Genomic DNA, 24,313 nt, shown 5'->3' on the forward strand with positions numbered 1-24,313 from the left:
ATATTTTACCCGGTGCTAATTTCCCTGATAACGCTTGCGCGCTGCGCTCTCTTTATTGGCGATATCGCTTCCCTGGGGGTGTAATAAATCCCGGTATATTTGTGCCAGGATGCCGCCGGGTAAAAACTGTTGTCTTATCCACTGGGTGACATAACCCGATGTTGCCCGGCGCGAGGCCAGTAACATTGGCGAGTCCTGGCGCGGGTTGCGGATTTTTCGCATCACCAGGCGGCCCGCTTCGCTGGCGTTGCGGGCCATATATTCCGGTAAAAAACCAATACCGTCCCCCTGAATCTGGCACTGGCATTTGGTATTAAAATCCGGCACCAGGATGCTCTCCTGGCCGTGGAGCAGCCAGCCCACTTTTTTGTTGATGGTGTGGGCGGTGTCTTCCACCATGATATTGGGGTACTGACGCAGCAGGTGTTCCGGCAGGGGCTCCGGCAGCCGCGCCAGGGGGTGATCCGGCGCAATCGCAAACACCCAGCGGATCACGCCAATATCGGTGTAGTCTATCCCGCCGCCGGAAAGCAGCGTGTCCGGTGCGCCAATGGCGATATTCACCTGATGGTTGATAAACGCATCCCAGACACCGTTATACACCTCACTGATGATTGTAATCTGGCTGGTGGGAAAGTGTTGCTTCAGCACCTGTAACAGGCGGGCGGTATGCTGCGGCGTGTAAAGCAGCTGGTTAATACAGATGCGTACTCTGGCCTCCACTCCCCGGGCAATGGTGTCGATGGCGTGGCGGGTATCATCAAAGTGGTTCAGTAGCTCGGTGGCCTTCCGGTAGAAGTAGCCTCCGGCCTCGGTCAGCTCAATATGGCGGGTATTGCGGGTAAACAGCGTAGCGTCAAGCCCGGCCTCCAGGCGCTTAATGGCGTAGCTGACGGCAGAGGTGGTGAGCCCCAGCTCAATGGCGGCTTTACTGAAACTTCCGCAGCGTGCGGCAGCGCAGAACGTCAGCAAGTTTTCTTCAGTAAAAATGGAGTGCATGGTCGTTGCGCCTGATATTCGGAAGGTGATGCCGGCTGGCATAAGGCCCCTATACCAGCGCGACTGCTGGGCAGTATCAATGGGGGATTCTACTATTTATATGATTATCAGATCCCTGACGCTCTCTTTTTTAAATATGTGGGAAATACCGCTTACTGGCGTCGTCGTTTTTATGAAATAAGTGAAATATTGTTGTGCGGCACGCTTTTATTCTATTTTTGAATGGCGTTTGATAATCAGCCCGGTGCGGGTAAATAGGTTTTAAAATGATTTTATTCCTGCGTTATCAGGTTATGCTTTTATCTGATAATCAGGAGGTGAACATGACCGATGCTAATATTATTAACCCGTTACTCCACGCGGCAGAACAGGGCGCTCTCCCGGCGCTGAAACAGGCGTTATCGCCGGGGGTAAATATTAATGCGACAAATCAAATGGGCCGTAGCGCCATCATTCTTGCCAGTTTGCACCAGCATTATGATTGTGTTGCCTGGCTGATTGAGCAGGGGGCGGATATCAATCAGCAGGATAATATCTGCCTTAACCCGTTTTTAATTAGCTGCCTGACTAATGACGTGCAGTTACTGCGCCTGGTATTGCCCGCCGGGCCCGATCTCACCCGGCTGACGCGCTTTGGCGGCGTGGGGCTGACCCCGGCCTGTGAAAAAGGGCATCTGGAGGTGGTCCGGGAGCTGTTAAGCCGCACCGATATCAATGTAAACCACACCAATTTTGTGGGCTGGACACCGCTGCTGGAGGCCATTGTGCTGAATGACGGCGGCGAGCGCCAGCAGCAAATTATTGCGCTGCTGCTGGACCACGGCGCCGATCCGAATATGACTGATAAATACGGTAAAACGCCCCTGACGCTGGCAAAAGAGCGGGGATTCAGGGAGATCGCGGCCCGGCTTATAGCCGCCGGAGCGGTATAAAGTATTATTTATTTATGGTGGTAAATACGATACCCGGATAACTGACGTTACCGCTTTTTCTATTTTATTCCGGATATATACCATGAACAGATAATGTCACGGCACTTTCTTCCTGAAAGTGCTTTCTGACCCTTTTATTCTGATGAGGGAAATATGCCTGTTAGCGTGGTTATCAAAAAGAACACTTATTTTGACTCTATTTCTTTAATGTCATTTTCGACCCAGGCGAATAACCTCCCGGATATTAACCGGGCGTTTATTGCTATGGGAACGGAAATTAATAAAAACCTGTTAAAGGATATGGGGGTGGACCCGGCGCAGACAAACGACGCGTGCGCCAGCGATCTCTTAATTGTCCTGGAAGGCTCCAGCCCGGAGGCGAACACGGCAGCACTGGCCGAGGTTGAAAAGCTACTCACCTCGCCAGGCCAGCAGGAGGGGCCCGCAGTGCGCTGCGCGACCCTGTCCACCGCCATGCAGCAGCAGCCCGGAAGTAATCTGGCGCTGATCTCCGTTCCCGGTATCTACGCGGTGCGGGAAGCGCGCCAGGCGCTGCTCAGTGGTCTGCACGTCATGTTGTTTTCGGACAATATCAGCCTGGAAGATGAAGTGGCGCTCAAGCATCTGGCCCATGAAAAAGGGCTGCTGCTGATGGGGCCAGACTGCGGCACCGCCATCATTAACCACAGCGTGCTGGGGTTTGGTAACCGGGTGCGTCAGGGCGGGGTAGGGATCATTGCGGCTTCCGGCACCGGGAGCCAGGAAGTGAGCGTTCAGCTGCACCAGTTCGGCGGCGGCATTTCGCAACTGATAGGCACCGGGGGGCGCGATCTCAGCGAGGCGGTGGGCGGCATGATGATGCTGGATGCCCTGGAGATGCTGGCACAGGATCCACAAACCCGGACCATTGTACTGATCTCCAAACCGCCAGCGGCGGCCGTGGCCGACAGGATTATTGCCCGGGCCAGAGCGGTTAAGAAACCGGTGGTTATCTGGTTTGCCGGGCCCGGTACGCCGCCAGACGATGAGCCGGGGCTTGTGTTTGCTGCCTCCTCGAAACAGGCGGCTATCAGGGCAATGCAGGCCAGTGGCGTGGATGAAAACAGCCTTGATCTCCACCCGCTGAACTGGCCGTTGATCCACGAAATAAGAGCGGTGCTGGCAGGCCCGCAGCGCTATATCCGCGGGCTGTTTTGCGGCGGCACCCTGTGTGACGAGGCCATGTTCCTCGCCATGAAAAAATACACCGACGTGTACAGCAATATCCACCCTGATCCGGCATTTCGCCTGGCCCCCCGGGATCCGGGGCGCGGCCACAGCTTCCTTGATTTTGGCGATGACGCCTTCACCGACGGTAAGCCGCACCCGATGATCGATCCCTCTTCCCGCATTGAGCGCCTGTTACAGGAGGCCCGGGATCCGCAAGTGGGCGTGATCCTGATGGATTTTATCCTCGGGTTTGGGGCGCACGAGGATCCGGTCGGCGTCATGTTACCGGCAATCCGCGAGGCCCAGGCCATTGCCGCTGCGGAAAACCGCCCTCTGGTGATGGTGGGCTACGTGCTGGGGACCGATCTGGATTCGCCGTCGCTGCACCAGCAGTGCGAAAAGCTAACTGCCGCAGGCGTTATCTGGGCCAGTAGCAGCACGAACGCCGGGCTGCTGGCCCGGGAATTTGTCGCGAAAACGCAGGAGAGCGTATGAGCCAGTCACTCTTTGAACATCCCTTACAGGTTATTAACCTCGGCATTCCTCTGTTTGCTGATGATCTGCGCCAGCAGCATGTGCCGGTGCTGGATCTGGACTGGACCCCGCCGGGCCAGGGGAACCCCCGGATTGTCGCCATGCTGGATGCGCTGGAGCACCCCGCGACAGCAGAGCGGATAGCCGCCGCAAACCAGCAGGCGCTGGCGCGCATTCTGGAGTCACACCCGGTGCTGGTCGGCTTTGATCAGGCCATCAATGTGGTGCCGGGTATGACCCGCACCACCTTGCTGCACGCCGGGCCCCCCGTGAGCTGGGAAAAGATGAGCGGCACGATGCGCGGCGCCGTGACCGGGGCTCTGGTGTTTGAGGGGCTGGCGGAAAATATTGCCCAGGCCGAAGCGCTGGCGGCCTCCGGGGAGATTACCTTCTCCCCCTGCCATGAGCATGACTGCGTGGGCTCCATGGCGGGTGTGACGTCCGCATCGATGTTTATGCATATTGTCGAGAACCGTACCTTTGGCAACCGCGCTTATACCAACCTCAGCGAGCAGATGGCAAAAATTCTGCGTATGGGGGCCAACGATCACACGGTGATTGCGCGCCTGAACTGGATGCGCGATGTGCTGGGGCCCGTCTTGCGTGATGCCATGCGCCTGGCCGGAGAGATAGATCTCCGGTTGTTACTCTCGCAGGCGCTGCATATGGGGGACGAGTGCCACAACCGCAATAACGCGGGCACCGCGCTGCTGGCCCAGGCGTTAACCCCGTGGATTATCCAGACCAGCCACCCCACAGAGCACCAGCGCCAGGTGTTTGAATTTATTGCCAGCAGTGAGTATTTCTCCGGCCCCACCTGGATGGCGATGTGTAAAGCAGCGCTGGATGCCGCCGCCGGGATTGATTACAGCACCGTGGTGACCACCATGGCCCGCAACGGGGTGGAGTTCGGGATCCGGATTAGCGGCCTGCCCGGCCAGTGGTTTACGGGACCGGCCGGGGTGGTGACCGGGCCCATGCTCGCCGGGTATCGCCCGGAAGATGCCGGGCTGGATATTGGCGACAGCGCAATTACGGAAACCTACGGCATTGGCGGTTTTGCGATGGCTGCCGCCCCCGCCATTGTGCCGCTGGTGGGGGGCTCGGTTGAGCAGGCCATTGCCTGGTCGCGAAAAATGGCCGAAATCACCCTCGGTGAAAACCCGAATATTACCGTTCCCCTGCTGGGCTTTCGCGGTATTCCCAGCGGCATTGATATCCGGCGGGTCTTAATGACCGGGATCCTGCCGGTTATCAACACGGCGATTGCTCACCGGGAGCCGGGCATCGGCATGATTGGTGCCGGTATTGTCTACCCTCCCTTCCGCTGTTTTGAGCAGGCCCTGGAGCAGTTCTGTCAGCGCTATTGCTAACCCTGAGCGACACCGGGTATCGCCAGATACCCGGTAACTTATCTGAGAGAGTGTCATCATGAATGGAAGAATACTTGAGTGGAAGCGCGGTGACTGGGCGGCTTATTTTGGGCTGATGACCAATAATCTGACCAATTTACTGACCATGATGGGGTTGCTTATCTTTGTGGTGGGGATCCCTAAGGAGATTGTGTACGGGCGCATCGCCCCGGCATTTGGCGTGGCGGTGCTGGCTGCCAGCCTGTGTTATACCTGGTTTGGCATTAACATGGCGCGCCAGAGCCAGCGCCAGGATGTGACGGCGCTGCCCTCCGGCCCCAGTGCGCCGTCTATCTTCACCGTCACCTTTCTGGTGCTGATGCCGGTGTACCAGCAAACCGGGGATGCGGACTTCGCCATTCAGATTGGCCTGGTCTGGTGCTTTGTGGAGGCGCTTATCCTTGCGGGCGGGGCGTTTGTGGGTGATGCCATTCGCCGGATGATCCCGCGCACGGTGTTGCTGTCCTGCCTGTCGGGCCTTGGCCTGTTATTGCTGGCCATGAACCCCATGCTGCAGGCGTTTGAGGCGCCTACCGTGTCGTTTATTGTGCTGTTGCTTATCTTCATTAACTGGTTTGGCAAAAAGCCGATTTTCGCCCGGATCCCGACCGGGTTACTGCTGCTTATTGCCGGGACACTCCTTGCCTGGCTTTCCGGGCTGCAAAGCCCGGATGACATTAAACACTCCCTCGGGGAGCTGGGGTTTAACCCGCCCGGGGTGCATATTGACAGCTTCCTGCAGGGGCTGCCCCACGCGTTACCGTACCTGGCGTCTGCCGTGCCCCTGGGGCTGGCGAACTATATTTTTGACCTGGAGAATATCGAAAGTGCGCACGCCGCGGGGGATCCCTACAACACACGCAACGTGATGATGGCAAACGGGCTCTCTTCCATTCTGGGCTGCATGCTGGGCAACCCGTTCCCGGTGACCGTGTATGTGGGGCACGCAGGCTGGAAGGCGATGGGGGCGAGGATCGCCTATACCCTGGCCTCCGGGGTGACCATGTTTATTGTGCCGTTGTTCGGGCTCGGGGCGTTTATGCTGGCGGTGATCCCGATGACGGCGATTGTCCCGATCCTGGTGTTTATCGGCATAGTGACCGCCAACCAGGTGGTGCGGGAGACGCCAAAACCGGAAGTGCCGGTCATTTTCATCTGTATGTTTCCGTGGATAGCCAACTGGGCGCTGAGCATTGTGAACAGCGTGATGAATGCCGCCGGTACCTCTGCGGCAGCGCTGGGGCTGGATGTGCTGCACGGCAAGGGCGTCTATTACCAGGGGCTGGTTCACCTGGGCAGCGGGGCACCGCTGGCCAGTATGCTGTGGGGATGCATTGCGATTTTTGCCATTACCGATAAACCGCTACGCGGCGCGCTGGCCGGGGTTGGCGGCGCCATACTGGTGCTGTTCGGGGTGATCCACTCCCCGGCGGTGGGTTTCGCCCAGGGGACATCCCTGTGGTTTGTCACGGCTTATCTGATGGTGTCGGTGCTGTTTGTTGTCAAACATGTGCTTAACCGGCGGGAGTCCACCGCACCTGCACCGGCACCGGCCGTGGCGGAGGGTGAATAATGGGGTTACTCACGGTTGTGGCCATTGGCGGTAACAGTATTGTGCAGTCGCCACAGGATATCGCCGGTGACCGCCAGCAGCAGGCGATGGATCAGCTGGCGGCCAGTATTGCGGATGTGCAGGCGGCGGGGCACCGGGTGGTTATCACCCACGGTAACGGCCCCCAGGTGGGGCTGGAGCTGCGGCGCGCAGAGCTTGCCCACCAGCATGAGGATCTGCCCCCGGTGCCCCTGGCCGCCTGCGTGGCGCTCACCCAGGGGGGGATGGGGTATCAGCTCCAGCTGGCGCTGGCGAATACCACCCGCGGGGATGATAAGCCCGGCGCCGTGAGCCTGGTCACCCTGGTGGAGGTGGATGCCGGTGATCCGGCCTTTCATGCGCCGGATAAACCGGTAGGGCTGTTTTACAGCGAGCAGGAGTACCTGGAGCAGGCAAGGCGACACCCGGACTGGCAGTTTGTGGAGGATGCCGGGCGCGGTTACCGCCGGGTGGTGGCCTCGCCCCGGCCACAGCGCATTCTTTCCTCTGCGGCCATTGCCAGCCTGCTGCATAACGGGCATATGGTGATTGCCGGGGGCGGGGGTGGCGTGCCGGTGATCCGGGGAGAGGGCGGCGCCTACCAGAGTATTGATGGCGTGATCGATAAAGATCTTACCAGCGCCCTGCTGGCCACGGAAATTTCCGCCGATCTGCTGGTGATCACCACCGGGGTGGAAAAGGTGTGCCTTAACTTCGGCACGCCGCAGCAAAAAGCGCTGGGCCTGGTCAGCCTGGCGGAGATGGAGCAGTACCTGCAAGAGGGCCACTTCCCGGCCGGGAGTATGCAGCCGAAGATTGCCGCAAGCCTGGCGTTTTTGCGCAGCGGCGGTAAGCAGGTGATTATTACCGATCCGGCACACCTGAATGCAGCGGTGCGCGGCAGTGCGGGAACCCGGATCGTGCCCTAACCTGAATAGCGCCCCCGGCGAATATCTGTTTTGCCGGGGGCGTTGTCTATATATATTGCCCCCGGCGGCTGTAGCCAATTACCACTGCAGATAACGTTAACATTTATCCTCTGTTTCTGTGGGTGTTATCTCACTTATCTTTCGTTTTTGAGCCATACGCCTGTTTTAATCTTTCCTTTCTGGATTTTTGGAATCAGTTGTTTTTTACATAATTGATTTTTATCTGTTTTCTATTTTGTGATTTTCGGAAGCAGGGATGAATTTCTTCACTGATATGTGGCTGTATTTAATAGGGCAAGGCAAAAGATGCGAAATTTCCAGGCTAATAACGGTCTGGATCAACTGTTATGGTGAAACGCATTGCACTGGTAGGTTTATCCAATTAATGATTATTCGCTACGGTGTATATACTCAAAGTCCCCTAACAGAAAAAGTATGGAGCATGTCATGAGTAAATCAGGAAGTGAGCCGACAGCAGCCGGGTGCCCGTTTCATCATACGGCGCCAAAGCAGGCAGCTGGCGGCGGGACGAACAGTCTGGACTGGTGGCCAAATTTACTGCGTGTGGATTTATTAAATCAGCACTCCAACCGTTCTAACCCCCTGGGCGAATCGTTTGATTATCGCGCTGAATTTCAGAAACTGGATTATTCCGCACTAAAGGCAGACATCAAAGCATTGCTTAATGACTCACAGGAGTGGTGGCCTGCTGACTGGGGTAGTTACATTGGTTTGTTTATTCGTATGGCATGGCACAGCGCCGGCACCTACCGTATGGAAGATGGGCGCGGTGGCGCAGGGCGTGGTCAGCAGCGCTTCGCACCACTCAACTCCTGGCCGGATAACGTAAGCCTTGATAAAGCCCGCCGCTTACTATGGCCGATTAAACAAAAGTATGGTCAGAAAATTTCCTGGGCCGACTTGATTGTGCTGGCGGGTAACGTCGCGCTGGAGAACGCAGGCTTTCGCACCTTCGGCTTTGCCGCAGGGCGTGAGGATGTCTGGGAACCGGATATGGACGTTAACTGGGGTGATGAAAAAACCTGGCTGGCCCACCGTAATCCGGAATATCTGGCGAAAAACCCGCTGGCGGCAACCGAAATGGGTCTGATTTACGTGAACCCGGAAGGGCCAAACGCCAGTGGCGATCCGCTGTCTGCGGGGCCGGCTATTCGCGCGACATTCCACAATATGGCGATGGACGATGAAGAAACCGTCGCCCTGATTGCCGGTGGTCATACGCTGGGTAAAACCCACGGCGCGGGCCCGGCAACCCATGTGGGGGCGGCACCGGAAGCGGCACCGCTGGAAAATATGGGCCTGGGCTGGGCCAGCACCTACGGGAACGGCTCCGGGGCTGATGCCATCACATCCGGTCTGGAAGTGGTATGGACTCAGACACCAACCCAGTGGAGCAATTACTTCTTCGAGAACCTGTTCAAATATGAATGGGTCCAGACCCGCAGCCCGGCGGGCGCTATCCAGTTTGAAGCCAAAGACGGGCCGGAGATCATCCCGGATCCTTTCAACCCGGGTAAAAAGCGTAAACCGACCATGCTGGTGACAGACGTGACCCTGCGCCTTGATCCGGAGTTTGAGAAGATCTCCCGCCGGTTCCTGAACGATCCGCAGGCGTTTAATGAAGCCTTCGCCCGGGCATGGTTCAAACTGACTCACCGTGATATGGGGCCAAAAGCGCGCTACCTGGGGCCGGAAGTGCCGAAAGAAGATCTGCTGTGGCAGGATCCGTTACCTGCGGCGGTGCATCAGCCAACAGAGGCCGACATTGCCGATCTGAAAGCGAAGATTGCCTCCTCTGAACTGAGCATCAGCCAGCTTATTTCGGTGGCCTGGGCTTCTGCTTCTACATTCCGTGGCGGTGATAAACGCGGTGGCGCGAACGGTGCCCGCCTGGCGCTGGCACCGCAGCGTGGCTGGGAAGTTAACCAGGTTGCGGTCAGTGCGTTACCGGTGCTGGAAGCTATCCAGAAAGCCAGCGGCAAAGCCTCTCTGGCGGATGTCATCGTGCTGGCGGGTAATGTGGCTATCGAGAAAGCCGCCGCAGCGGCGGGTGTTGCGGCTGAAGTGCCGTTTACCCCGGGCCGGGTGGATGCGCGCCAGGATCAGACGGATGTCGCATCTTTTGCGGTGCTGGAGCCGGTGGCGGATGCGTTCCGTAACTATCGCGACGCAGAAGGCGGCCCGACCACGGAAGAGCTGCTTATCGATAAAGCCCAGTTGCTGACCCTGACCGCACCGGAAATGACGGTGCTGATTGGCGGTATGCGTATGCTGGGGGCTAACTTCGACGGTAGCCAGCACGGGGTTCTGACCGGGCGCGTCGGAACGCTGAGCAACGACTACTTCGTTAACCTGCTGGATATGGGCAATGTCTGGAAGCCGATCGAAGGCAGCGATAATGAGCTGTTTGAGGCCCGGGATCGTAAGAGTGGTGAGGTGAAATTTACCGCCACCCGTGCTGACCTGGTCTTTGGCTCCAACTCTGTGCTGCGTGCCCTGGCGGAAGTGTACGCCAGTGAGGACGCCCACCAGAAATTTGTGAAGGACTTTATTGCCGCCTGGACGCGGGTAATGAATCTGGACCGTTTCGATATCGCATAACCTCTCAGCGGGCAACCTGGTTGCCCGCTTTTTCCCTCTCTTTTTTTACCTGCCTTCCCGGTGCGTTTTTCACCCGAATCTCCTGCGGTTGCTGTGTGGGAAATAGTCTACGCTGATAGAACTGCTGTGCTGTGGATCACGAAATCAGGCCACAGGATTAACAGCCAGGCTGCACTGATCAGATGACTTATCCGACGGGGGTATCTGTATGGGGTTTGTGACAACACAGGATGGCGTAGCGATTTTTTATAAAGACTGGGGCCCACAGGATGCGCCGGTTATCTATTTTCACCACGGCTGGCCGCTGAGTGCCGACGACTGGGACGCCCAGATGATGTTTTTCCTCGCGCAGGGGTTCCGGGTTGTGGCCCATGACCGGCGTGGCCATGGGCGTTCAGCCCAGGTGCCGGACGGGCATGATATGGACCACTATGCGGACGATGTCCTGGCTGTGGTCCGGCATCTTGATCTTCACGATGTGGTCCATGTGGGGCACTCAACCGGCGGCGGAGAGGTGATTCACTATGTGGCGCGCCACGGTGATTCCCGGGTGCGTAAGGCGGTGCTGATAAGTGCTGTTCCCCCGATTATGGTGCAGTCCCCGGCAAATCCCGGCGGCTTGCCGAAAGCGGTGTTTGATGATTTCCAGTTGCAGGTGGCGACAAACCGCGCCGTGTTTTACCACAATATTGCCTCCGGGCCGTTTTACGGCTTTAACCGCGAAGGGGTGACGCCACAGCCGGGGATTATCCTCAACTGGTGGCGCCAGGGCATGGAAGGGGGCGCCAAGGCCCATTTCGACGGGATTGTGGCGTTTTCACAGACCGATTTTACCCCTGATCTGACAACGGTTACGGTGCCGGTACTGGTGATGCACGGGGGACGATGACCAGATAGTCCCTTATGCGGATTCCGCCCCGTTGTCGGCAAAGTTACTGAAAAACGGCACGCTGAAAACCTATGCGGGTTTCCCCCACGGTATGCCCACGACCCATGCTGCCACCATCAATGGGGATCTGCTGGCGTTTATCCGCAGCTGAGGCGTGCCGGGGTTACTGGCGGTTCCAGGGCATTTTCCCCAGCAGGAGTGCCATGCCGCACCAGCCGCTGACCCCGGCAAACAGCAGGCCAGCCCCGACAAAACCAGAGAGTAAAAAGAACCCCGGGCTGACGGCATAGCCGGCGATGACACCCGCCAGGATAATGGTTCCGGCGACGATTTGTACCTGGCGCATAATGGGCAGTGGCTGGCGGCCGTCCCGGGCGGTTGCCAGCCCGGCCCGTTTCCAGGCGGCTATGCCGCCCTCCAGCAGCATGACCTTCCGCCCGGGCGCCGCCCGGACAAGCGATTGCGCGTTACCGGCGGTGCGGTTCCCTCCCTGACAGTGAAAGATAACCGGCGCACCGGCGGGGGCATCATCCCCCAGGGTGCTGCCCTGCTGAATGCTGCTTAGCGGCAGAGAACGGGCTCCGGGAATGTGTTCATGGCGATATTCATCCGGCTCGCGGATATCAACCAGAATAGCCCCGGCAGCAAGCTGCTGGCTGGCCTGTGCTGCACTGGTGGTGGTGTATGTCATTTTGCTTCCTCCGGGCAATTTAACGGGTATGACGCGGCAGTCTGGTCGCTCAGTTTCCCATGATCGCCCTCACAGAGTGGATTAAATCATCCTCTGATCCGTCGTCAAATTGGCCGCTTTGGTTATTATTTTTCAGTTGAGTAACATTTATCGTGTTTTTTGCAAATATACATTAACATTTTCCAGCGATTTATTTGCATATACATGCGATCAGGAGGGCATTATTTGTCACCCCCCTGAAACCTGCCGGGGTACTGCTCTTGCGGGGAGGCATCATCGGGCCTGAGCGGAGCCTGGCCTGACTTTGCTGGTGCGCCAGCCATTTCCCGGATGTCGCGTTATGGAGCGCAGGCGGCAACGGGCTTCAGTGAATGCTTAAACTGTGACGAGGAAATGAGATGATGCAGATGTTGAGATCCCCCCGGGGCGAAAGCTGTTATATGTGCGTCTGTTTTGCCGCTGTGTATGAGGGTATGTGGTTAAAAATCCGTGGAGCCGGTGACATGGTATGCCCCGAGCCCGTTGTCTGTATGGGAGCGGCCCGCAATGGCGACTAATCATTTCAGTCACTCAACAGAGGCCGGTAAGCCACGGCTGCGTAAGTCTCTTAAACTCTGGCAAGTTGTGATGATGGGGCTGGCGTATCTGACGCCGATGACGGTGTTTGATACGTTCGGGATTGTTTCCGGTATCAGTGAGGGCCATGTGCCTGCTTCTTATTTGCTGGCGCTGGCCGGTGTGCTGTTTACCGCCATCAGCTACGGCAAGCTGGTGCGCCAGTTTCCGGAGGCGGGCTCCGCTTATACCTATGCCCAGAAATCCATCAGCCCCCATGTGGGGTTTATGGTGGGGTGGTCGTCGCTGCTGGACTACCTGTTCCTGCCGATGATTAACGTATTGCTGGCGAAAATTTATCTTTCCGCCATGTTCCCCGGCGTGCCCCCGTGGATCTGGGTGGTGGGATTTGTGGTGATCCTGACGGCGGCGAACCTTAAGAGTGTCAACCTGGTGGCTAACTTTAATACGCTGTTTGTCCTGGTGCAGATTGCCATTATGGTGGTGTTTATTGTGTTGGTGATCCAGGGGCTGCACAAAGGGGAGGGGACAGGAACCGTCTGGTCGCTTCAGCCTTTTGTCAGCGAGAACGCTCACCTGATCCCGATTATTACCGGTGCCACGATAGTCTGCTTCTCGTTTTTGGGGTTTGATGCAGTCACGACATTATCGGAGGAGACGCCGGACGCGGCCCGGGTGATCCCACGGGCGATTTTCCTGACGGCAATGTACGGCGGTATTATTTTTATTGTCGCGTCTTTTTTTATTCAGCTTTTCTTTCCGGATATCCACCGCTTTAAAGAGCCCGATGCGGCATTACCGGAGATAGCGCTGTATGTGGGCGGCAAGCTGTTCCAGTCTATTTTCCTGTGCACCACGTTTGTGAATACCCTGGCGTCCGGGCTGGCATCGCACGCCAGTGTATCCCGCCTGTTATATGTGATGGGGCGCGATAATGTGTTCCCGGAGCGGGTGTTTGGTTATGTGCATCCACGCTGGCGGACACCGGCGCTGAACGTGATCATGGTAGGGATTGTGGCGCTTTCGGCGCTGTTTTTTGATCTGGTAACCGCTACCGCACTGATCAACTTCGGGGCGCTGGTGGCCTTTACCTTTGTGAACCTGTCGGTGTTTAACCACTTCTGGCGGCGCAAGGGCTACAACAAGACCTGGAAGGATCGTATCCACTATCTGATCCTGCCGATGGTGGGCGCGCTCACGGTCGGGGTTCTGTGGATCAACCTTGAGGCCACATCGCTGACGCTGGGGCTGGTGTGGGCGGCGCTGGGAATGGTGTATCTGGCGTATCTGACTCAGCGGTTCCGCAAGCCCCCGCCGCAGTTCAGGGAGAATACGGCAAGCCAGGCGCTGGAGTCGTAATTCACCGTTTTCTGAAATGTGCGGGTTGTTTAACGTCCTGGCCGCCAGGCCAGGACGGGATGCTTCTTAGTGCGTTCGTCTGGTGAAATGCTGCCGCGACATCCTGTTTTTGTATATCCCGCTGACATATCCCACGATTACCTTATTCTGCTGGATAAACTGTATTAGCTTTATGAAGTGCCTGAAAGGTTAGGATTTAATGAGTTGTTTTCACTTCGCGGGGCAAATTGCAGGCACAAAAAAGCCCGCAGGGCTTGTGCCGTGCGGGCTTTCAGGACTTCACCGGATGACTCTGGTAATCACCGGTGGAGAATTTTGGTGGGCTGGCGGAGTCTGAATAAATTCCTCAGTGCATTAAATATAAAGGACTTTTTCGTATTAAACTTTCAGTTGTGTACCTAAACGTGTACCAATTATGAAATGTCATAGTAATACGATCCCTCTTTAGAAATGTGTCACCTTTTTCATGTGGTCTTTTTTTTAAACAATAAGCACAGAAAAAAAGTTTTTTTGCATTTAACTGTTCACACTGTTCACCTCGGTTATTTATCATTTTATATCATGTGGTTAGGTGGTGATGAGTTGGTGAAGAGTGAACAGTCGACTCTTCACCTTTGTGATTTTTGCTCGTTCTGGATCCGTCCGCTCAGGCGATGCGTGGGGGGATAAAAAGTTTTTTTCGGTTTTACTGTTCACACTGTTCACCTCTGAATTTTTATCAATAATTTCATGGTGATACAGGGTGAAGATACGGTGAAGGGTGAACAGTGGATTGTTCACCTTGTGGCAATGGCCAGAAAGGAAAAGACCGGCTGTTGCCGGTCTGAGTGAGGTTATGTTGCTACGGGTTCGTCGCATTTCGGCAGCCAGTCGCCGTAGCTTTCCTCTTTCAGCGACAGATTGGTTTGTATCCCCTGCTTAGTGTGCCGCTTCTCATAATTCAGGCCGTACTCTTTCAGCATCATGGGCAGCCCCAGCCCGAACATTTTCAGGCTGAGCACGTTCCTGTACCCGTTAGCCTCCATATAGGCCAGATATGCATGATAGAGGTATTTACGGTAATTACGCGGGATGATGCTGGCATTACCCATAAACATCCCGTTGGTCTGTGGGAGCATTTCCAGATAGCCGCAAAAATCAAACGTCGGGTCAGCATCGCGCTTGATGCTGAGCGCCTCGTCGGAGTTCTGCTGCGACTGGAGCAGTGCGCGCGCTGCCATTGGGTCGCTGAATTTCTGCATAAGCTGGCGCACGATGACGGCCAGCTCGCGCGCAATTTTATCCCTGAGCTGCGGGTCGCGTTCCTCCGGGGCAATCTGCTCCGGGAAATGAATAATCACCCGGCGACGGGAGACGCCGCCGCTGCGGTCGGTGAAGCGCATCGGGTTATTGTTCACGGCCAGAATCACTGCCGGAATATGTGTTGAGTACGGGTTCTGGTATTTCGGGTCAACCGAGACTGCATCGCCGCCGGTGATGGCCTTAAGTCCTGCGCCGTCACCACTCCATTTTTCCTGGTCAGGCAGTCGGATAAGCGAAAAGCCAATCAGGGAGGCACGCTTGCGCGGGTCTTCCAGTGTGTCGATATCGGCTGACGTGGCATTATCTTCCCCGGCAAGCAGGGTCGCAATTTCGGCGAGAATACTTTTGCCGCTCCCGCCGGGACCGGTGACTTCGAGAAAGAGCTGCCAGTCGTAGCGGTTCGCCAGCACCATAAACAGCGCAGCCAGAATCACGTCGCGTTTTTGTGGATTTTTACCGGCCGCACGGTCGAGCCAGCGCCAGAAGTTCGGCGCGTGCGTCTCCAGCGTTTCCCCTTCCACCGGTGGGGTGAAATCCACGTCGCACAGCGTGCGCAGCCAGTGCGATTTGTGGTGCGGGCTGAATACGCCGCTTTGGGTATCGAGTACCCCGTTGCGAAAGCCAATCAGACGGCGCGCCGGTGTATCCTGCTGTGGAATAATCAGTTTCAGGGTCTCCACCACCGAGGCAATTTTCCCGGACGAGAACGGGGCGCGCAGACGCTGGAATAAGTCAGCCACATTCCGTGAAAGAGTGGCGGCAGGGATATTTTTCCAGATGCCGTTTTCATAGCGGGACAGGAGCTGGCCGTTCGCATCCACCGCCAGCGCTTCGCCGTAATGCTCATGCACCCGCAAGGCCTTGTCGCTGGCGCTCATGGCGGTAAATTCTGCCTCGCTCATGGTATCGAACGGACTTTGCGCCGGTGGCCTGATGGCGTCATAAATGGCTTTGCGCGTGGCCTCCTCGCCGTACTGTATAAACGCATCATTCCAGTCACCGAACACCGGCGGCAGGGCAACAATGCCCTCACAGGCATCTGCGGCCGCAGCGGCTTTACTCTGGCCGTCGCCGTTAAGGTCACGGTCGGCAGCGAGCACAATCTGACAGGCCGGATATTTCTGACGGGCAAGGCTCGCCAGAGAAAGGAGGTTCACGGAGGACAGCGCCACCATGACGGTTTCCCCAGTCAGGTGATGCACGGTGAGTGCGGTCGCATAACCCTCTGCAATCCACAGGCGTTTTCCGGCCTGTTTTTTCCCTTCGATGATATGACATGCCCCTTTGACCTGACCGCCTTTCAGGGTGCGTTTGAGACCGTCAGCATTGATAAGCTGAAGGTTAACCAGTGCGCCGGTATCGTCATACAGCGGGACAGCCACATCACCGGTGTGGAACGCCACGCCGCCGGTTTTATGCATGACGGTGAGCGTCAGACATTCCAGAGCGGGGAAGCCCTTTCGGGTGAGGTAGGCGTTGCCGGTGGCTGGTCGGGTTTTCTCCATCAGTTTCGCGGCCAGCCCGGCCGCCGCTTTGCGGTCGGCATCGGTTTCAGCCTCTGCGGCCGCAATCACTTCCGGGGCAACCGGTGACAGATTGCCGGTCACGGCGTTCACCTTCCCGGCAGCTTCTGACGGGGTCACGCCAAACACTTTCTCTACCAGCTTAAGCCCGTCACCTGCGCCACACTGATTGCAGAACCACGTCCCGCGCCCTTCTTTATCGTCAAAGCGGAAACGGTCAGAGCCGCCACACACCGGGCAGGACTGATGGCGGTTTTTAATCACCTTCACACCCAGCGCCGGGAGGATACGCGGCCAGTGGCCGCACGCATGTTTTACGGTTTCCGTTACGTTCATTTTCATGGTTATTTTCTCCCTCAGTGCAATACAGGCGATGTGATATGACGGGCGCAAAGTTCATCCATCACCGCGAGCCCGAGAAAGGACAGTGAGGGCGCGGCCTTGAGTGGTCCGGCTTCCATTAAATCTTCCAGCAGTGCGCAGGCAATCTGACGGCCTTTTTCCTCACCGTGCTGACGCAGATAGAAACCCTCCAGCTCGGCGGCAATGGCGCTTTCCAGTGCATCGAGGGTGAGGTAGGGATAGCGGTACTGACGCTCGCATACCGTCAGCCATGCACAGGCCACGGCGCGACGATACAGCGCGGCGCGTAATACGGGGGGTAATGGCTTTTTCATACATTCCCTTCCCCGGTCAGCCACTGCTGATTGCAGCGTTCGACCACACCGTCGAGCTGGGCGGTCATGAGGTAAATCACGGAGGTGAGCTGTGACTGCTGCACCGGGTCACGCCTGACGGTCGCACAGTCCTGCACCTGCATCAGCTCATTGACGAGCTGGCCGATGTTGCGCATGTGCTCAAGGCATTCGAGGTCACGGGCGGTAATGGTGGTGTGTTTCATGCGCGCACCTCCGCAACCGGCAGGCGGCCAGCGAACGAGAGGACGTAATCGCGAACGAGGGAAAGCCGTGCGGCGTGTTCATCACCGGCAACAGTGCGGAGCATACAGATACGGGGTTTACGGTCTGCACGACGAACGGCGGCAAACACAAAGACAAACTGCGGGTGTGACGGAGTGAGGGTCGTAGCCATAGGGGCAACCTCCTTGAAGTAGCGGTTATTGCCACCACCGGAGTTCCTACGCTCATGGGTGGTGACCCGAACGGGGGTAGGAATACCGGCCTTCAAGGAAACCGGCCAGCCCGAAGGCTGCCCCGCCCGGACCACCATTATCTGACAGGGGCTAAGGTATAAGCACCACAGCCCGAAAAATGGGTGTGCCTGAGCAACGACATAAAAAAAGACGCATGGCGCGTCTGGTGTCGCCTTGAAGTAACTCGGGTTCCTACGCCCGGCTGCCGATTTTGCGACAGCGGGGAAACTATACCTGGAAACGGCGAAAAGAAGCAAGCCAGAAAAAGGGACGGTTTGCTGAACGGTCATCATCATGCGTCATAGCCCCGGTTGCGTTCGGCAATACGATCTGCCATCCATGCGGTGATTTCAGACTGCGCCCACGCCACGTTTTTACCGCCCAGGCTGATTTGTTTCGGGAAAGCCTCGCGGCTGATGAGGTCGTAAATGGTCGACCGGGACAGGCCGCACAGATGCATCACTTCGGGCAGACGGATAAAGCGCTCATGAACGGTATCAGAGACCGGCATCAGCGGCGCGGCAGGGGCAGAAGACGGGGAAGAAAAAGCGGTGTGCATCGGGCTACCTCACAAAGTCCATACAGTGCCGGTCGTGTCCGTCCGGCTTCGGGTAGCTCTCTATTTTGTGAATATTTTCCCTCAGGGCAACAAGTCTTTTTATAGCTCCTCGTCACACAACAGAGCGATTTTTGAACAATGGCAAACGCTGGCAAACAGATGCAAATCAATGCATTACATTGCAGTAACTTTAAGTACTTTCACTTATATATTTCCTCATAATTAATCGGAAAAAAGACTAAATCCGACACCCCAGGCAAAAAGCAAAAGGTGAACAGTAGTGAACAGTCGGTGAACAGTTACACCCTCAACTGTTCACCCTTTATCTTACTGTATTACTTATCTTTTTCTTTTCAGTGAACAGTAGTGAATAGTTATAAGTAAAAAAACAAACAGTGAGTAAGATTTTCCTGAGACCTTTCTCTGGCCAGCCGGGTTTTAAGGTCTGTTTGTGCCATTTTTGCCACAACGGCAATGAATCGTGTTGTTGTGTCTGGCGCGGCAGAATCTCCTCAGGTTGAAACGAAGAGGAGACCCGACATGACTCAGACCGCTGTTATTCCCGACTACCTTAAACCTGCAATGGAACGCCTTGAGACTGCCCGCTCGGCGCATCTCGTCAATGCCAGCCGTATGGATGAAACCACGACGGCCATCAGCCAGGTGCAAACGCAAAAAAAGGAACTGGAGCAGGAAAACGGCAATGATTCCGGCGCATGGCGCGCCGCCTTTCGTGCCGGTGGTGCTGTCATTACCGACGAGCTGAAACAACGCCATCTGGCGCGCGTGGCACGGCGGGAACTGGCGCAGGAATGTGACAGCATGAACGAGGTACTGTCTTTTGAGCTGGACAGGCTCAAAGGAGCCTGTGACCGCACGGCCAGAGCATACCGTCAGGCACATCACGGCGTCCTCAGTCAGTATGCAGAGCATGAACTTGATGCTGCCCTGCGTGAAAGCTGCAGTGCCCTCATCAGAGCAATGAAACTCAACATACTGGTTCTGAATAATCCGCTTGCTAATACGACCGGGCATCAGGGATATATCGAACCGGAAAAAGTTGTAATGCAGCAGGTGAAAGCGTGGCTTGAACAGGCCGTAAAGGGCTGCAATATCCGTCTGACCGATGAACCGGTGCTGTTTAAAACAGGGCTGTCGGCTTCCACACTGCCGCATATGGAACATGACGTTGCGACCACGCCCGGTCAGCGAAAAGTCTGGCAGGAAAAAATGCGGGAACGTGAAGCTGACCTGAAAGCACGGGGGTTATTGTCATGATGCGCTGCCCTTTCTGCCGCACGGCGGCACACGTTCGCACCAGCCGCTATATGTCTGACAGCGTCAAAGAGAGTTACCTGCAGTGCCAGAATGTGCACTGCTCGGCGACATTCAAAACGCATGAGTCCATCTTTGAAGTGATACGTTCGCCGGTCGTCGATGAGAAACCCGCGCCGGTGCCGACAGCCCCCGTGGCACCCCGTCGGGTAAAAGGCTGCTACAGCTCGCCGTTCCGCCATTAATCAGGAGAGACAACCCGTGACCACTCTGACCTTACAGCAGGCCTATGACGCCTGTCAGACGAACAAAACCGCGTGGCTGAACCGTAAAACCGAACTGGCCGCCGCAATGCAGGAATATCAGGAATTATTGCTGGATGACAATGTATCAGGCTCCCGCAGATTACCGATGCTGCGTGACCTGATTGACGTAAAAAAATGGGAAGTTAATCAGGCCGCCGGTCGCTACATCTTCTCGCACGAGGAGGTGCAGCGCATCAGCATCCGTAACCGGCTGCATGATTTTATGCAGCAGAACGGCGCAGAGCTGGCCGCCGCACTGGCACCGGAGCTGATGGGGATTAAAAACCAGCCCGCGATGATAAAAAATCGCGCGCTTGACCGTTCAGTCTCTTACCTGAGGGAAGCTCTTTCCGTCTGGCTGACCGCAGGAAATGAAATTAATTATTCTGCACAGGACAGCGATATTTTAACGGCCATCGGATACAGGCCTGACGCGCCTTCGCGGGATGATAATCGTGAAAAATTCACCCCTGCACAGAACATGATTTACACCCGTCGACGCGCCGGACTGGCCGCGCAGTAGCCTGTCAAAAAATCCCTGTAAATCCCATCATTTTTCCCGAATTAAGCCATGCATCCATAAGGTGCATGGTTTTGCATGTGTTTTCCCGCCCCTGCACTCCCTGCCTGCGCCAGTCGCGGCGCAGCCTGAGACCACCTTTGCACCTGCATTAAAAGCGGTCCCTTAAGCGGGCAGGCGTGGCGGGGAGAGCATTGCGCGCCAGATGTGGTGTTTGTTTTTAATTTCACAATATGATTGTGATTGCGGTCACTCTTATTCTCAGATAAATCGCTAATGAATTCACAAAATTAACATTAGCTTATATCCATGCGTTGTCTTTATTTGATATTAATATACTGCTAGGTGAGGATTTTTGGCTACAAACGGCATTAATCATATTAAGGGAGTTATATGAAAATATCTTTTTTTGGCGTAAATAACTTTAGAACTATTTCTGGTGGTATTGATAATAATAAAATAATCTTCAAAGATACCAATACACTTTTTATTTACGGAGCAAACAATGCTGGTAAATCAACCTTTTTAAAAGCGTATATGTTTTTTTATAGTAATGAAAAACCTATCATCGATGATTTTTTTAAACGAGATGGTAATAATTCCATTGAGTTCGAGTTAGAAGTTCAGCTTGATGAATTAGATAAAGAAAGAATAGAAGCTAAAGCACCTAAGCAAAAGGAAAGCTATAAGAAATATTTAAATAATGATTATATAAGAATTAAGAAGGTATGGAGAAAAGATGGAGCAAAAATAGAAGACAAAAACTATACCTTTGATTATAGCAAAGGAGAGAACGGTGAATATGACGAAATTGGGTATGCAACAGTTGGTTTGCATACTGTTTTCCAATCTTGTTTACCAAAACCTGTATTTATAAAAGCAATGCCAACAGAGGAGGAAGCGAAGAAAATTCTCAATGAAATCCTAAAAATGATGGCTGAGAGTACACTTAAAACATCAGATCTTGAGGAATTAAAAGCAGCTCAGGATAAAATAAAAGAATTACAAGATAAAATGTATGATCCAGAATTAATTGAAACCTATCAGAGTTCAGTTAACGGATATTTCAATAAAATATTTGGCGATACTGCTATATGCTTCAAAGATCAAAAAGATAGAGTGATATGGACTGAGAATAAACTCGGCAGAGATTTTGAGATTGAGTTTATGAAAAAAAATAGCCAAGGGGATTTTGATCAAAACATTCCATCAAGCTATAGCAGTGTAGGTCACGGAACCATCAGGACAGCAATATTCACATTACTATTGATGAGAGATGTGGCTGAACGTTTTGAAAGAAGGCAGGGTCGTAAAGATTACATGGTTCTGTTTGAGGAGCCAGAGCTATTTCTCTATCCTAGAATGGTGAAAGAACTTCGAGAGCTGATTTATCAGGTGAGTACTGAAGATCTTCCATATCAAGTACTTTGCGCTTCACATTCATCTTCTATGATAGATCTTTCAAAACCTAAATCTTCGATAATACGATTAGTCAATAACTCTGCCGGAACTAAATCATATCAAATCAATGATCAATTTTTGAAGGATGCAAAAGGGATTGCTACAAATGATGAACTTAAACAAGAAATGTATGAGGTTTTAAGATTCAACCCTTATATTTGTGAGTCATTCTATGCTGATGAGGTACTTTTGATTGAGGGGCCGACAGAAGAAATAATATCTAGAGCTTTTTTACAAGAGGTTCCATCAGATAAAACTATATTTGTATTGAATTGCGGTACTGTTAATAATATTCCTTTTTATCAGAAAATATTCTCAAGGTTTAACATTAAATATCATGTGATTTGTGATACGGACAAGGCAGGAATAGTAAGCGTAGATCAATTCGGCAATGCGGATTTTGATTCTGGAATACAGAAAACAATTTCAGAACAGTATAGGAGTGACTGCACTGCAATGAACGGAAATATAGGGTTGCTTCGAACTCATAATATTACATTTGAACCAGCTCACCAAGATGCTAGTATCCCTGACTTTTTGCGATTTGTGGATAGTGGTGATAGGAGCAAACCATTTAATGCTAACTTGTACTGGAAGGATGTTTTAAAGCCAAACATCGCACATCAAGATATAAATAAAGTGCCTATTATCAAGTATTTAAATGAAATAATGGCGCATTAAATTAGTGGGCCGAGCATTATATGCTCGGCCTGTTTTATTTATATATGGCTAAACCCCACCAATCCATTAGTTCTTTCCGTGCTTCAAGGTATGTTGATCTATTATATGCTCGACGAACTTCATTTTTATCACTATGGGTTAGTGCTGCCTCAATAACATCTGCATTGAAACCAGCTTCATTCATTGCTGTACTTGCAATAGAGCGCAGACCATGAGCAACAAGTTTGCCACCATATCCAATGCGCTTAAGTGCGGCGTTAGCTGTCTGACTATTCATTGGCTGCTTGGGATCATTCCTGCTGGGAAAAACATGTTCACGATGAGCGCTGATTGGCTTCATCACTTCCAGAATCTCTAATGCCTGAGGCGATAAGGGAACAACATGCTCTCGATTGGCCTTCATCCGTTCGGCTGGAATAGTCCAGAGCTTTGCATCGAGATCGATCTCCGCCCACCGAGCACCGGAAGCCTCAGAAGGGCGCACAAGGGTCAGGAGCTGCCACTCAATAAGACAGCGAGTCGGAACAGATAGATTTGACATGATTAGCGAACGCATCAGCTTTGGTAATTCCTCTGGCCGCAGCGTCGGCATGCTTTGCTTTTTGGGCTTCTCAAAAGCCATGCCAACACCTGAAGCCGGATTCGCATCAATCAGACCTGTGTTTACGGCATAAATCATTATCTCGTTGATGCGCTGCACCAACCGGCGCACAGTCTCAAGTGCTCCACGTGCTTTTATTGGCTCAAGAGCTTCAACCAGTGTCCGGGCTTTGATTTGCTGAACGGGGATCTCACCGATGGCAGGGAATACATCTTTCTCCAGTGAGCGCCAAATGTCTTTTGCGTAATCAGGGGTAACGCTTTTGCTTTTGAGCTGGAACCAGTTAGCGGCGACCGTTGAAAAAATACTGTCCAGTGCGATTTGCTGCGCTTCCTCTGCAACTTCAGCTTGAATCTGCGGGTCGATTCCGTTGGCTAACAAGGCAAGGTAATCCGTTCTTAACCCTCGGGCATCAGCAAGTGAAAGAGCAGGGAAGGCACCGAGCCCCATCATTGTTCGCTGCTTTGTTGCCGGGCGTTGATAACGGAAACGCCAGAGCTTTTTCCCGCTGGTTTTCACTATAAGGAAAAGCCCATCGCCATCATGCAGCGTTAGATCCTTCTCTAACGCTTTTGCGCGCAGAACTTCGGTGTTTGTCAGGGGGCGTGTTGTCCGTGCCACTGTGGCCGCTCCTTCATGAATTGGTATACGCGTTTAGGTATACATCCTACCGTATACCTAAACGTATACCAATAATCACCGGATTTAGCCGGATGTTCTCGGACAACGGCAGACACAAAAAAGCCCGCAGGGCTTGTGCCATGCGGGCTTTCTGTACTTCACCGGACGTATCCGGATCATGATTTGGTGGAGCTGGCGGGAGTTGAACCCGCGTCCAAAATTCCTACATCCTCGGTACTACATGCTTAGTCAGTCTTTACATTCGCCTGGCACCTGCGGACAGACACGCCACTACCAGACTAGCCTGATTAGATTTAACGCTTCAACCCCAGGCAGGGCATCCACGCGATCTCTTTTGGGTTTGACCTCTCTTGATCCCCGTCCTAAGAGCGGAGGCTAGGGAGAGAGGGCTCTGAGCAGGTTATTAAGCTGCTAAAGCGTAGTTTTCGTCGTTTGCGACTATTTTTTTGCGGCTTTTAACGAGGCCAACCGCCCCTCGGCATGCACCTTGGGTTTCGCGAATCCTGTCGAATCCAGAATCAGCCCCAAAATGTAAAACGGATTATAAC

At 54.1% G+C, this 24,313-nt stretch carries 19 protein-coding genes, 1 other RNA gene and 1 pseudogene; 12 read left to right on the plus strand and 9 right to left on the minus strand.

The window, feature by feature from the left end; genetic code table 11:
- Positions 1 to 15: 15 nt before the first annotated feature.
- On the minus strand, positions 16 to 999 hold the full coding sequence (locus EBL_RS04400; RefSeq protein ID WP_002444375.1) for a LysR substrate-binding domain-containing protein: 984 nt from the start codon (positions 997 to 999) through the stop codon (positions 16 to 18).
- Positions 1,000 to 1,292: 293 nt separating this feature from the next.
- On the opposite strand from EBL_RS04400, the gene EBL_RS04410 reads away from it, so the two are divergent.
- The 7 genes and pseudogenes from EBL_RS04410 (at position 1,293) to EBL_RS04440 (ending at position 11,268) form a co-directional block, all read left to right on the plus strand.
- A complete protein-coding gene (locus EBL_RS04410) occupies positions 1,293 to 1,931 on the plus strand; it encodes an ankyrin repeat domain-containing protein (protein ID WP_337459845.1) in 639 nt (212 codons plus the stop codon).
- A gap of 153 nt (positions 1,932 to 2,084) precedes the next feature.
- Positions 2,085 to 3,635, plus strand: coding sequence for an acyl-CoA synthetase FdrA (gene fdrA / locus EBL_RS04415; RefSeq protein WP_002444371.1), 1,551 nt, complete (start codon positions 2,085 to 2,087; stop codon positions 3,633 to 3,635).
- Complete coding sequence (locus EBL_RS04420; protein ID WP_002444369.1) at positions 3,632 to 5,047, plus strand: YlbE family protein; 1,416 nt, start codon at positions 3,632 to 3,634, stop codon at positions 5,045 to 5,047. Before fdrA ends, EBL_RS04420 begins: the two co-directional genes overlap by 4 nt.
- A 58-nt stretch (positions 5,048 to 5,105) precedes the next feature.
- A complete protein-coding gene (locus tag EBL_RS04425) occupies positions 5,106 to 6,659 on the plus strand; it encodes a hypothetical protein (RefSeq protein ID WP_002444368.1) in 1,554 nt (517 codons plus the stop codon).
- Positions 6,659 to 7,606, plus strand: coding sequence for a carbamate kinase (locus tag EBL_RS04430; RefSeq protein ID WP_002444366.1), 948 nt, complete (start codon positions 6,659 to 6,661; stop codon positions 7,604 to 7,606). Before EBL_RS04425 ends, EBL_RS04430 begins: the two co-directional genes overlap by 1 nt.
- Before the next feature lie 447 nt (positions 7,607 to 8,053).
- Positions 8,054 to 10,228: a catalase/peroxidase HPI gene (katG, locus tag EBL_RS04435; protein ID WP_002444363.1), complete on the plus strand. Its 2,175-nt coding sequence runs from the start codon at positions 8,054 to 8,056 to the stop codon at positions 10,226 to 10,228.
- A 208-nt stretch (positions 10,229 to 10,436) separates the two neighbouring features.
- Positions 10,437 to 11,268: pseudogene (locus EBL_RS04440) on the plus strand (alpha/beta fold hydrolase).
- A 12-nt stretch (positions 11,269 to 11,280) separates the two neighbouring features.
- Here EBL_RS04440 and EBL_RS04445 read toward each other — a convergent pair.
- Positions 11,281 to 11,808 carry a rhodanese family protein gene (locus EBL_RS04445; protein WP_002444360.1) on the minus strand — a complete coding sequence of 176 codons (528 nt, stop codon included), beginning with the start codon at positions 11,806 to 11,808 and terminating at the stop codon, positions 11,281 to 11,283.
- A 546-nt stretch (positions 11,809 to 12,354) separates the two neighbouring features.
- Here EBL_RS04445 and EBL_RS04450 point away from each other — a divergent pair.
- Positions 12,355 to 13,743 (plus strand): APC family permease, encoded by a 1,389-nt coding sequence (locus EBL_RS04450; RefSeq protein ID WP_002444356.1) that lies wholly within the window; start codon positions 12,355 to 12,357, stop codon positions 13,741 to 13,743.
- Between the two features lie 833 nt (positions 13,744 to 14,576).
- Here the strand turns inward: EBL_RS04450 and EBL_RS04455 are convergent.
- From EBL_RS04455 to EBL_RS04475, 5 genes are read right to left on the minus strand one after another with little or no spacing between them, the layout of a single operon-like run.
- Positions 14,577 to 16,910, minus strand: a complete 2,334-nt coding sequence (locus EBL_RS04455) for a primase-helicase zinc-binding domain-containing protein (RefSeq protein WP_002444353.1) — start codon at positions 16,908 to 16,910, stop codon at positions 14,577 to 14,579.
- A gap of 14 nt (positions 16,911 to 16,924) precedes the next feature.
- A complete protein-coding gene (locus EBL_RS04460; RefSeq protein ID WP_002444351.1) occupies positions 16,925 to 17,245 on the minus strand; it encodes a DUF5375 domain-containing protein in 321 nt (106 codons plus the stop codon).
- Entirely contained in the window at positions 17,242 to 17,469 is a 228-nt protein-coding gene (locus EBL_RS04465) for a hypothetical protein (RefSeq protein WP_002444348.1), read from the minus strand. The genes EBL_RS04460 and EBL_RS04465 overlap by 4 nt, the downstream gene beginning before the upstream one ends.
- Positions 17,466 to 18,017: a host cell division inhibitor Icd-like protein gene (locus tag EBL_RS04470; protein ID WP_034920516.1), complete on the minus strand. Its 552-nt coding sequence runs from the start codon at positions 18,015 to 18,017 to the stop codon at positions 17,466 to 17,468. Before EBL_RS04470 ends, EBL_RS04465 begins: the two co-directional genes overlap by 4 nt.
- Entirely contained in the window at positions 18,014 to 18,280 is a 267-nt protein-coding gene (locus EBL_RS04475; RefSeq protein ID WP_000556587.1) for a helix-turn-helix transcriptional regulator, read from the minus strand. Before EBL_RS04475 ends, EBL_RS04470 begins: the two co-directional genes overlap by 4 nt.
- Positions 18,281 to 18,820: 540 nt before the next feature.
- Between EBL_RS04475 and EBL_RS04480 the strand changes: the two genes are divergently transcribed.
- The 4 genes from EBL_RS04480 to EBL_RS04495 all read left to right on the plus strand — a co-directional run bounded on the left by EBL_RS04480 (position 18,821) and on the right by EBL_RS04495 (position 22,522).
- Positions 18,821 to 19,558, plus strand: a complete 738-nt coding sequence (locus EBL_RS04480) for a hypothetical protein (protein ID WP_002444335.1) — start codon at positions 18,821 to 18,823, stop codon at positions 19,556 to 19,558.
- On the plus strand, positions 19,555 to 19,800 hold the full coding sequence (locus tag EBL_RS04485; protein ID WP_000984205.1) for an ogr/Delta-like zinc finger family protein: 246 nt from the start codon (positions 19,555 to 19,557) through the stop codon (positions 19,798 to 19,800). Before EBL_RS04480 ends, EBL_RS04485 begins: the two co-directional genes overlap by 4 nt.
- Positions 19,801 to 19,816: 16 nt before the next feature.
- A complete protein-coding gene (locus EBL_RS04490; protein ID WP_002444329.1) occupies positions 19,817 to 20,383 on the plus strand; it encodes a phage polarity suppression protein in 567 nt (188 codons plus the stop codon).
- Positions 20,384 to 20,773: 390 nt separating this feature from the next.
- Positions 20,774 to 22,522: an ATP-dependent nuclease gene (locus EBL_RS04495; protein WP_002444327.1), complete on the plus strand. Its 1,749-nt coding sequence runs from the start codon at positions 20,774 to 20,776 to the stop codon at positions 22,520 to 22,522.
- Positions 22,523 to 22,556: 34 nt separating this feature from the next.
- Here the strand turns inward: EBL_RS04495 and EBL_RS04500 are convergent, their stop codons facing one another.
- Complete coding sequence (locus tag EBL_RS04500; RefSeq protein WP_002444325.1) at positions 22,557 to 23,744, minus strand: integrase domain-containing protein; 1,188 nt, start codon at positions 23,742 to 23,744, stop codon at positions 22,557 to 22,559.
- A gap of 184 nt (positions 23,745 to 23,928) precedes the next feature.
- Positions 23,929 to 24,291: a transfer-messenger RNA gene (ssrA, locus tag EBL_RS19660) on the minus strand.
- Positions 24,292 to 24,313: the final 22 nt, after the last annotated feature.

Source organism: Shimwellia blattae DSM 4481 = NBRC 105725 (genome assembly GCF_000262305.1).
Classification (GTDB): Bacteria; Pseudomonadota; Gammaproteobacteria; order Enterobacterales; family Enterobacteriaceae; genus Shimwellia; species Shimwellia blattae.

Excerpts from the sequence above, each read along its gene's own strand:
- EBL_RS04400 (WP_002444375.1), bottom strand. The coding sequence starts at position 999 with ATGCACTCCATTTTTACTGAAGAAAACTTGCTGACGTTCTGCGCTGCC.
- EBL_RS04410 (WP_337459845.1), top strand. The coding sequence starts at position 1,293 with ATGCTTTTATCTGATAATCAGGAGGTGAACATGACCGATGCTAATATT.
- fdrA (WP_002444371.1), top strand. The coding sequence starts at position 2,085 with ATGCCTGTTAGCGTGGTTATCAAAAAGAACACTTATTTTGACTCTATT.
- EBL_RS04420 (WP_002444369.1), top strand. The coding sequence starts at position 3,632 with ATGAGCCAGTCACTCTTTGAACATCCCTTACAGGTTATTAACCTCGGC.
- EBL_RS04425 (WP_002444368.1), top strand. The coding sequence starts at position 5,106 with ATGAATGGAAGAATACTTGAGTGGAAGCGCGGTGACTGGGCGGCTTAT.
- EBL_RS04430 (WP_002444366.1), top strand. The coding sequence starts at position 6,659 with ATGGGGTTACTCACGGTTGTGGCCATTGGCGGTAACAGTATTGTGCAG.
- katG (WP_002444363.1), top strand. The coding sequence starts at position 8,054 with ATGAGTAAATCAGGAAGTGAGCCGACAGCAGCCGGGTGCCCGTTTCAT.
- EBL_RS04445 (WP_002444360.1), bottom strand. The coding sequence starts at position 11,808 with ATGACATACACCACCACCAGTGCAGCACAGGCCAGCCAGCAGCTTGCT.
- EBL_RS04450 (WP_002444356.1), top strand. The coding sequence starts at position 12,355 with ATGGCGACTAATCATTTCAGTCACTCAACAGAGGCCGGTAAGCCACGG.
- EBL_RS04455 (WP_002444353.1), bottom strand. The coding sequence starts at position 16,910 with ATGAAAATGAACGTAACGGAAACCGTAAAACATGCGTGCGGCCACTGG.
- EBL_RS04460 (WP_002444351.1), bottom strand. The coding sequence starts at position 17,245 with ATGAAAAAGCCATTACCCCCCGTATTACGCGCCGCGCTGTATCGTCGC.
- EBL_RS04465 (WP_002444348.1), bottom strand. The coding sequence starts at position 17,469 with ATGAAACACACCACCATTACCGCCCGTGACCTCGAATGCCTTGAGCAC.
- EBL_RS04470 (WP_034920516.1), bottom strand. The coding sequence starts at position 18,017 with ATGATGATGACCGTTCAGCAAACCGTCCCTTTTTCTGGCTTGCTTCTT.
- EBL_RS04475 (WP_000556587.1), bottom strand. The coding sequence starts at position 18,280 with ATGCACACCGCTTTTTCTTCCCCGTCTTCTGCCCCTGCCGCGCCGCTG.
- EBL_RS04480 (WP_002444335.1), top strand. The coding sequence starts at position 18,821 with ATGACTCAGACCGCTGTTATTCCCGACTACCTTAAACCTGCAATGGAA.
- EBL_RS04485 (WP_000984205.1), top strand. The coding sequence starts at position 19,555 with ATGATGCGCTGCCCTTTCTGCCGCACGGCGGCACACGTTCGCACCAGC.
- EBL_RS04495 (WP_002444327.1), top strand. The coding sequence starts at position 20,774 with ATGAAAATATCTTTTTTTGGCGTAAATAACTTTAGAACTATTTCTGGT.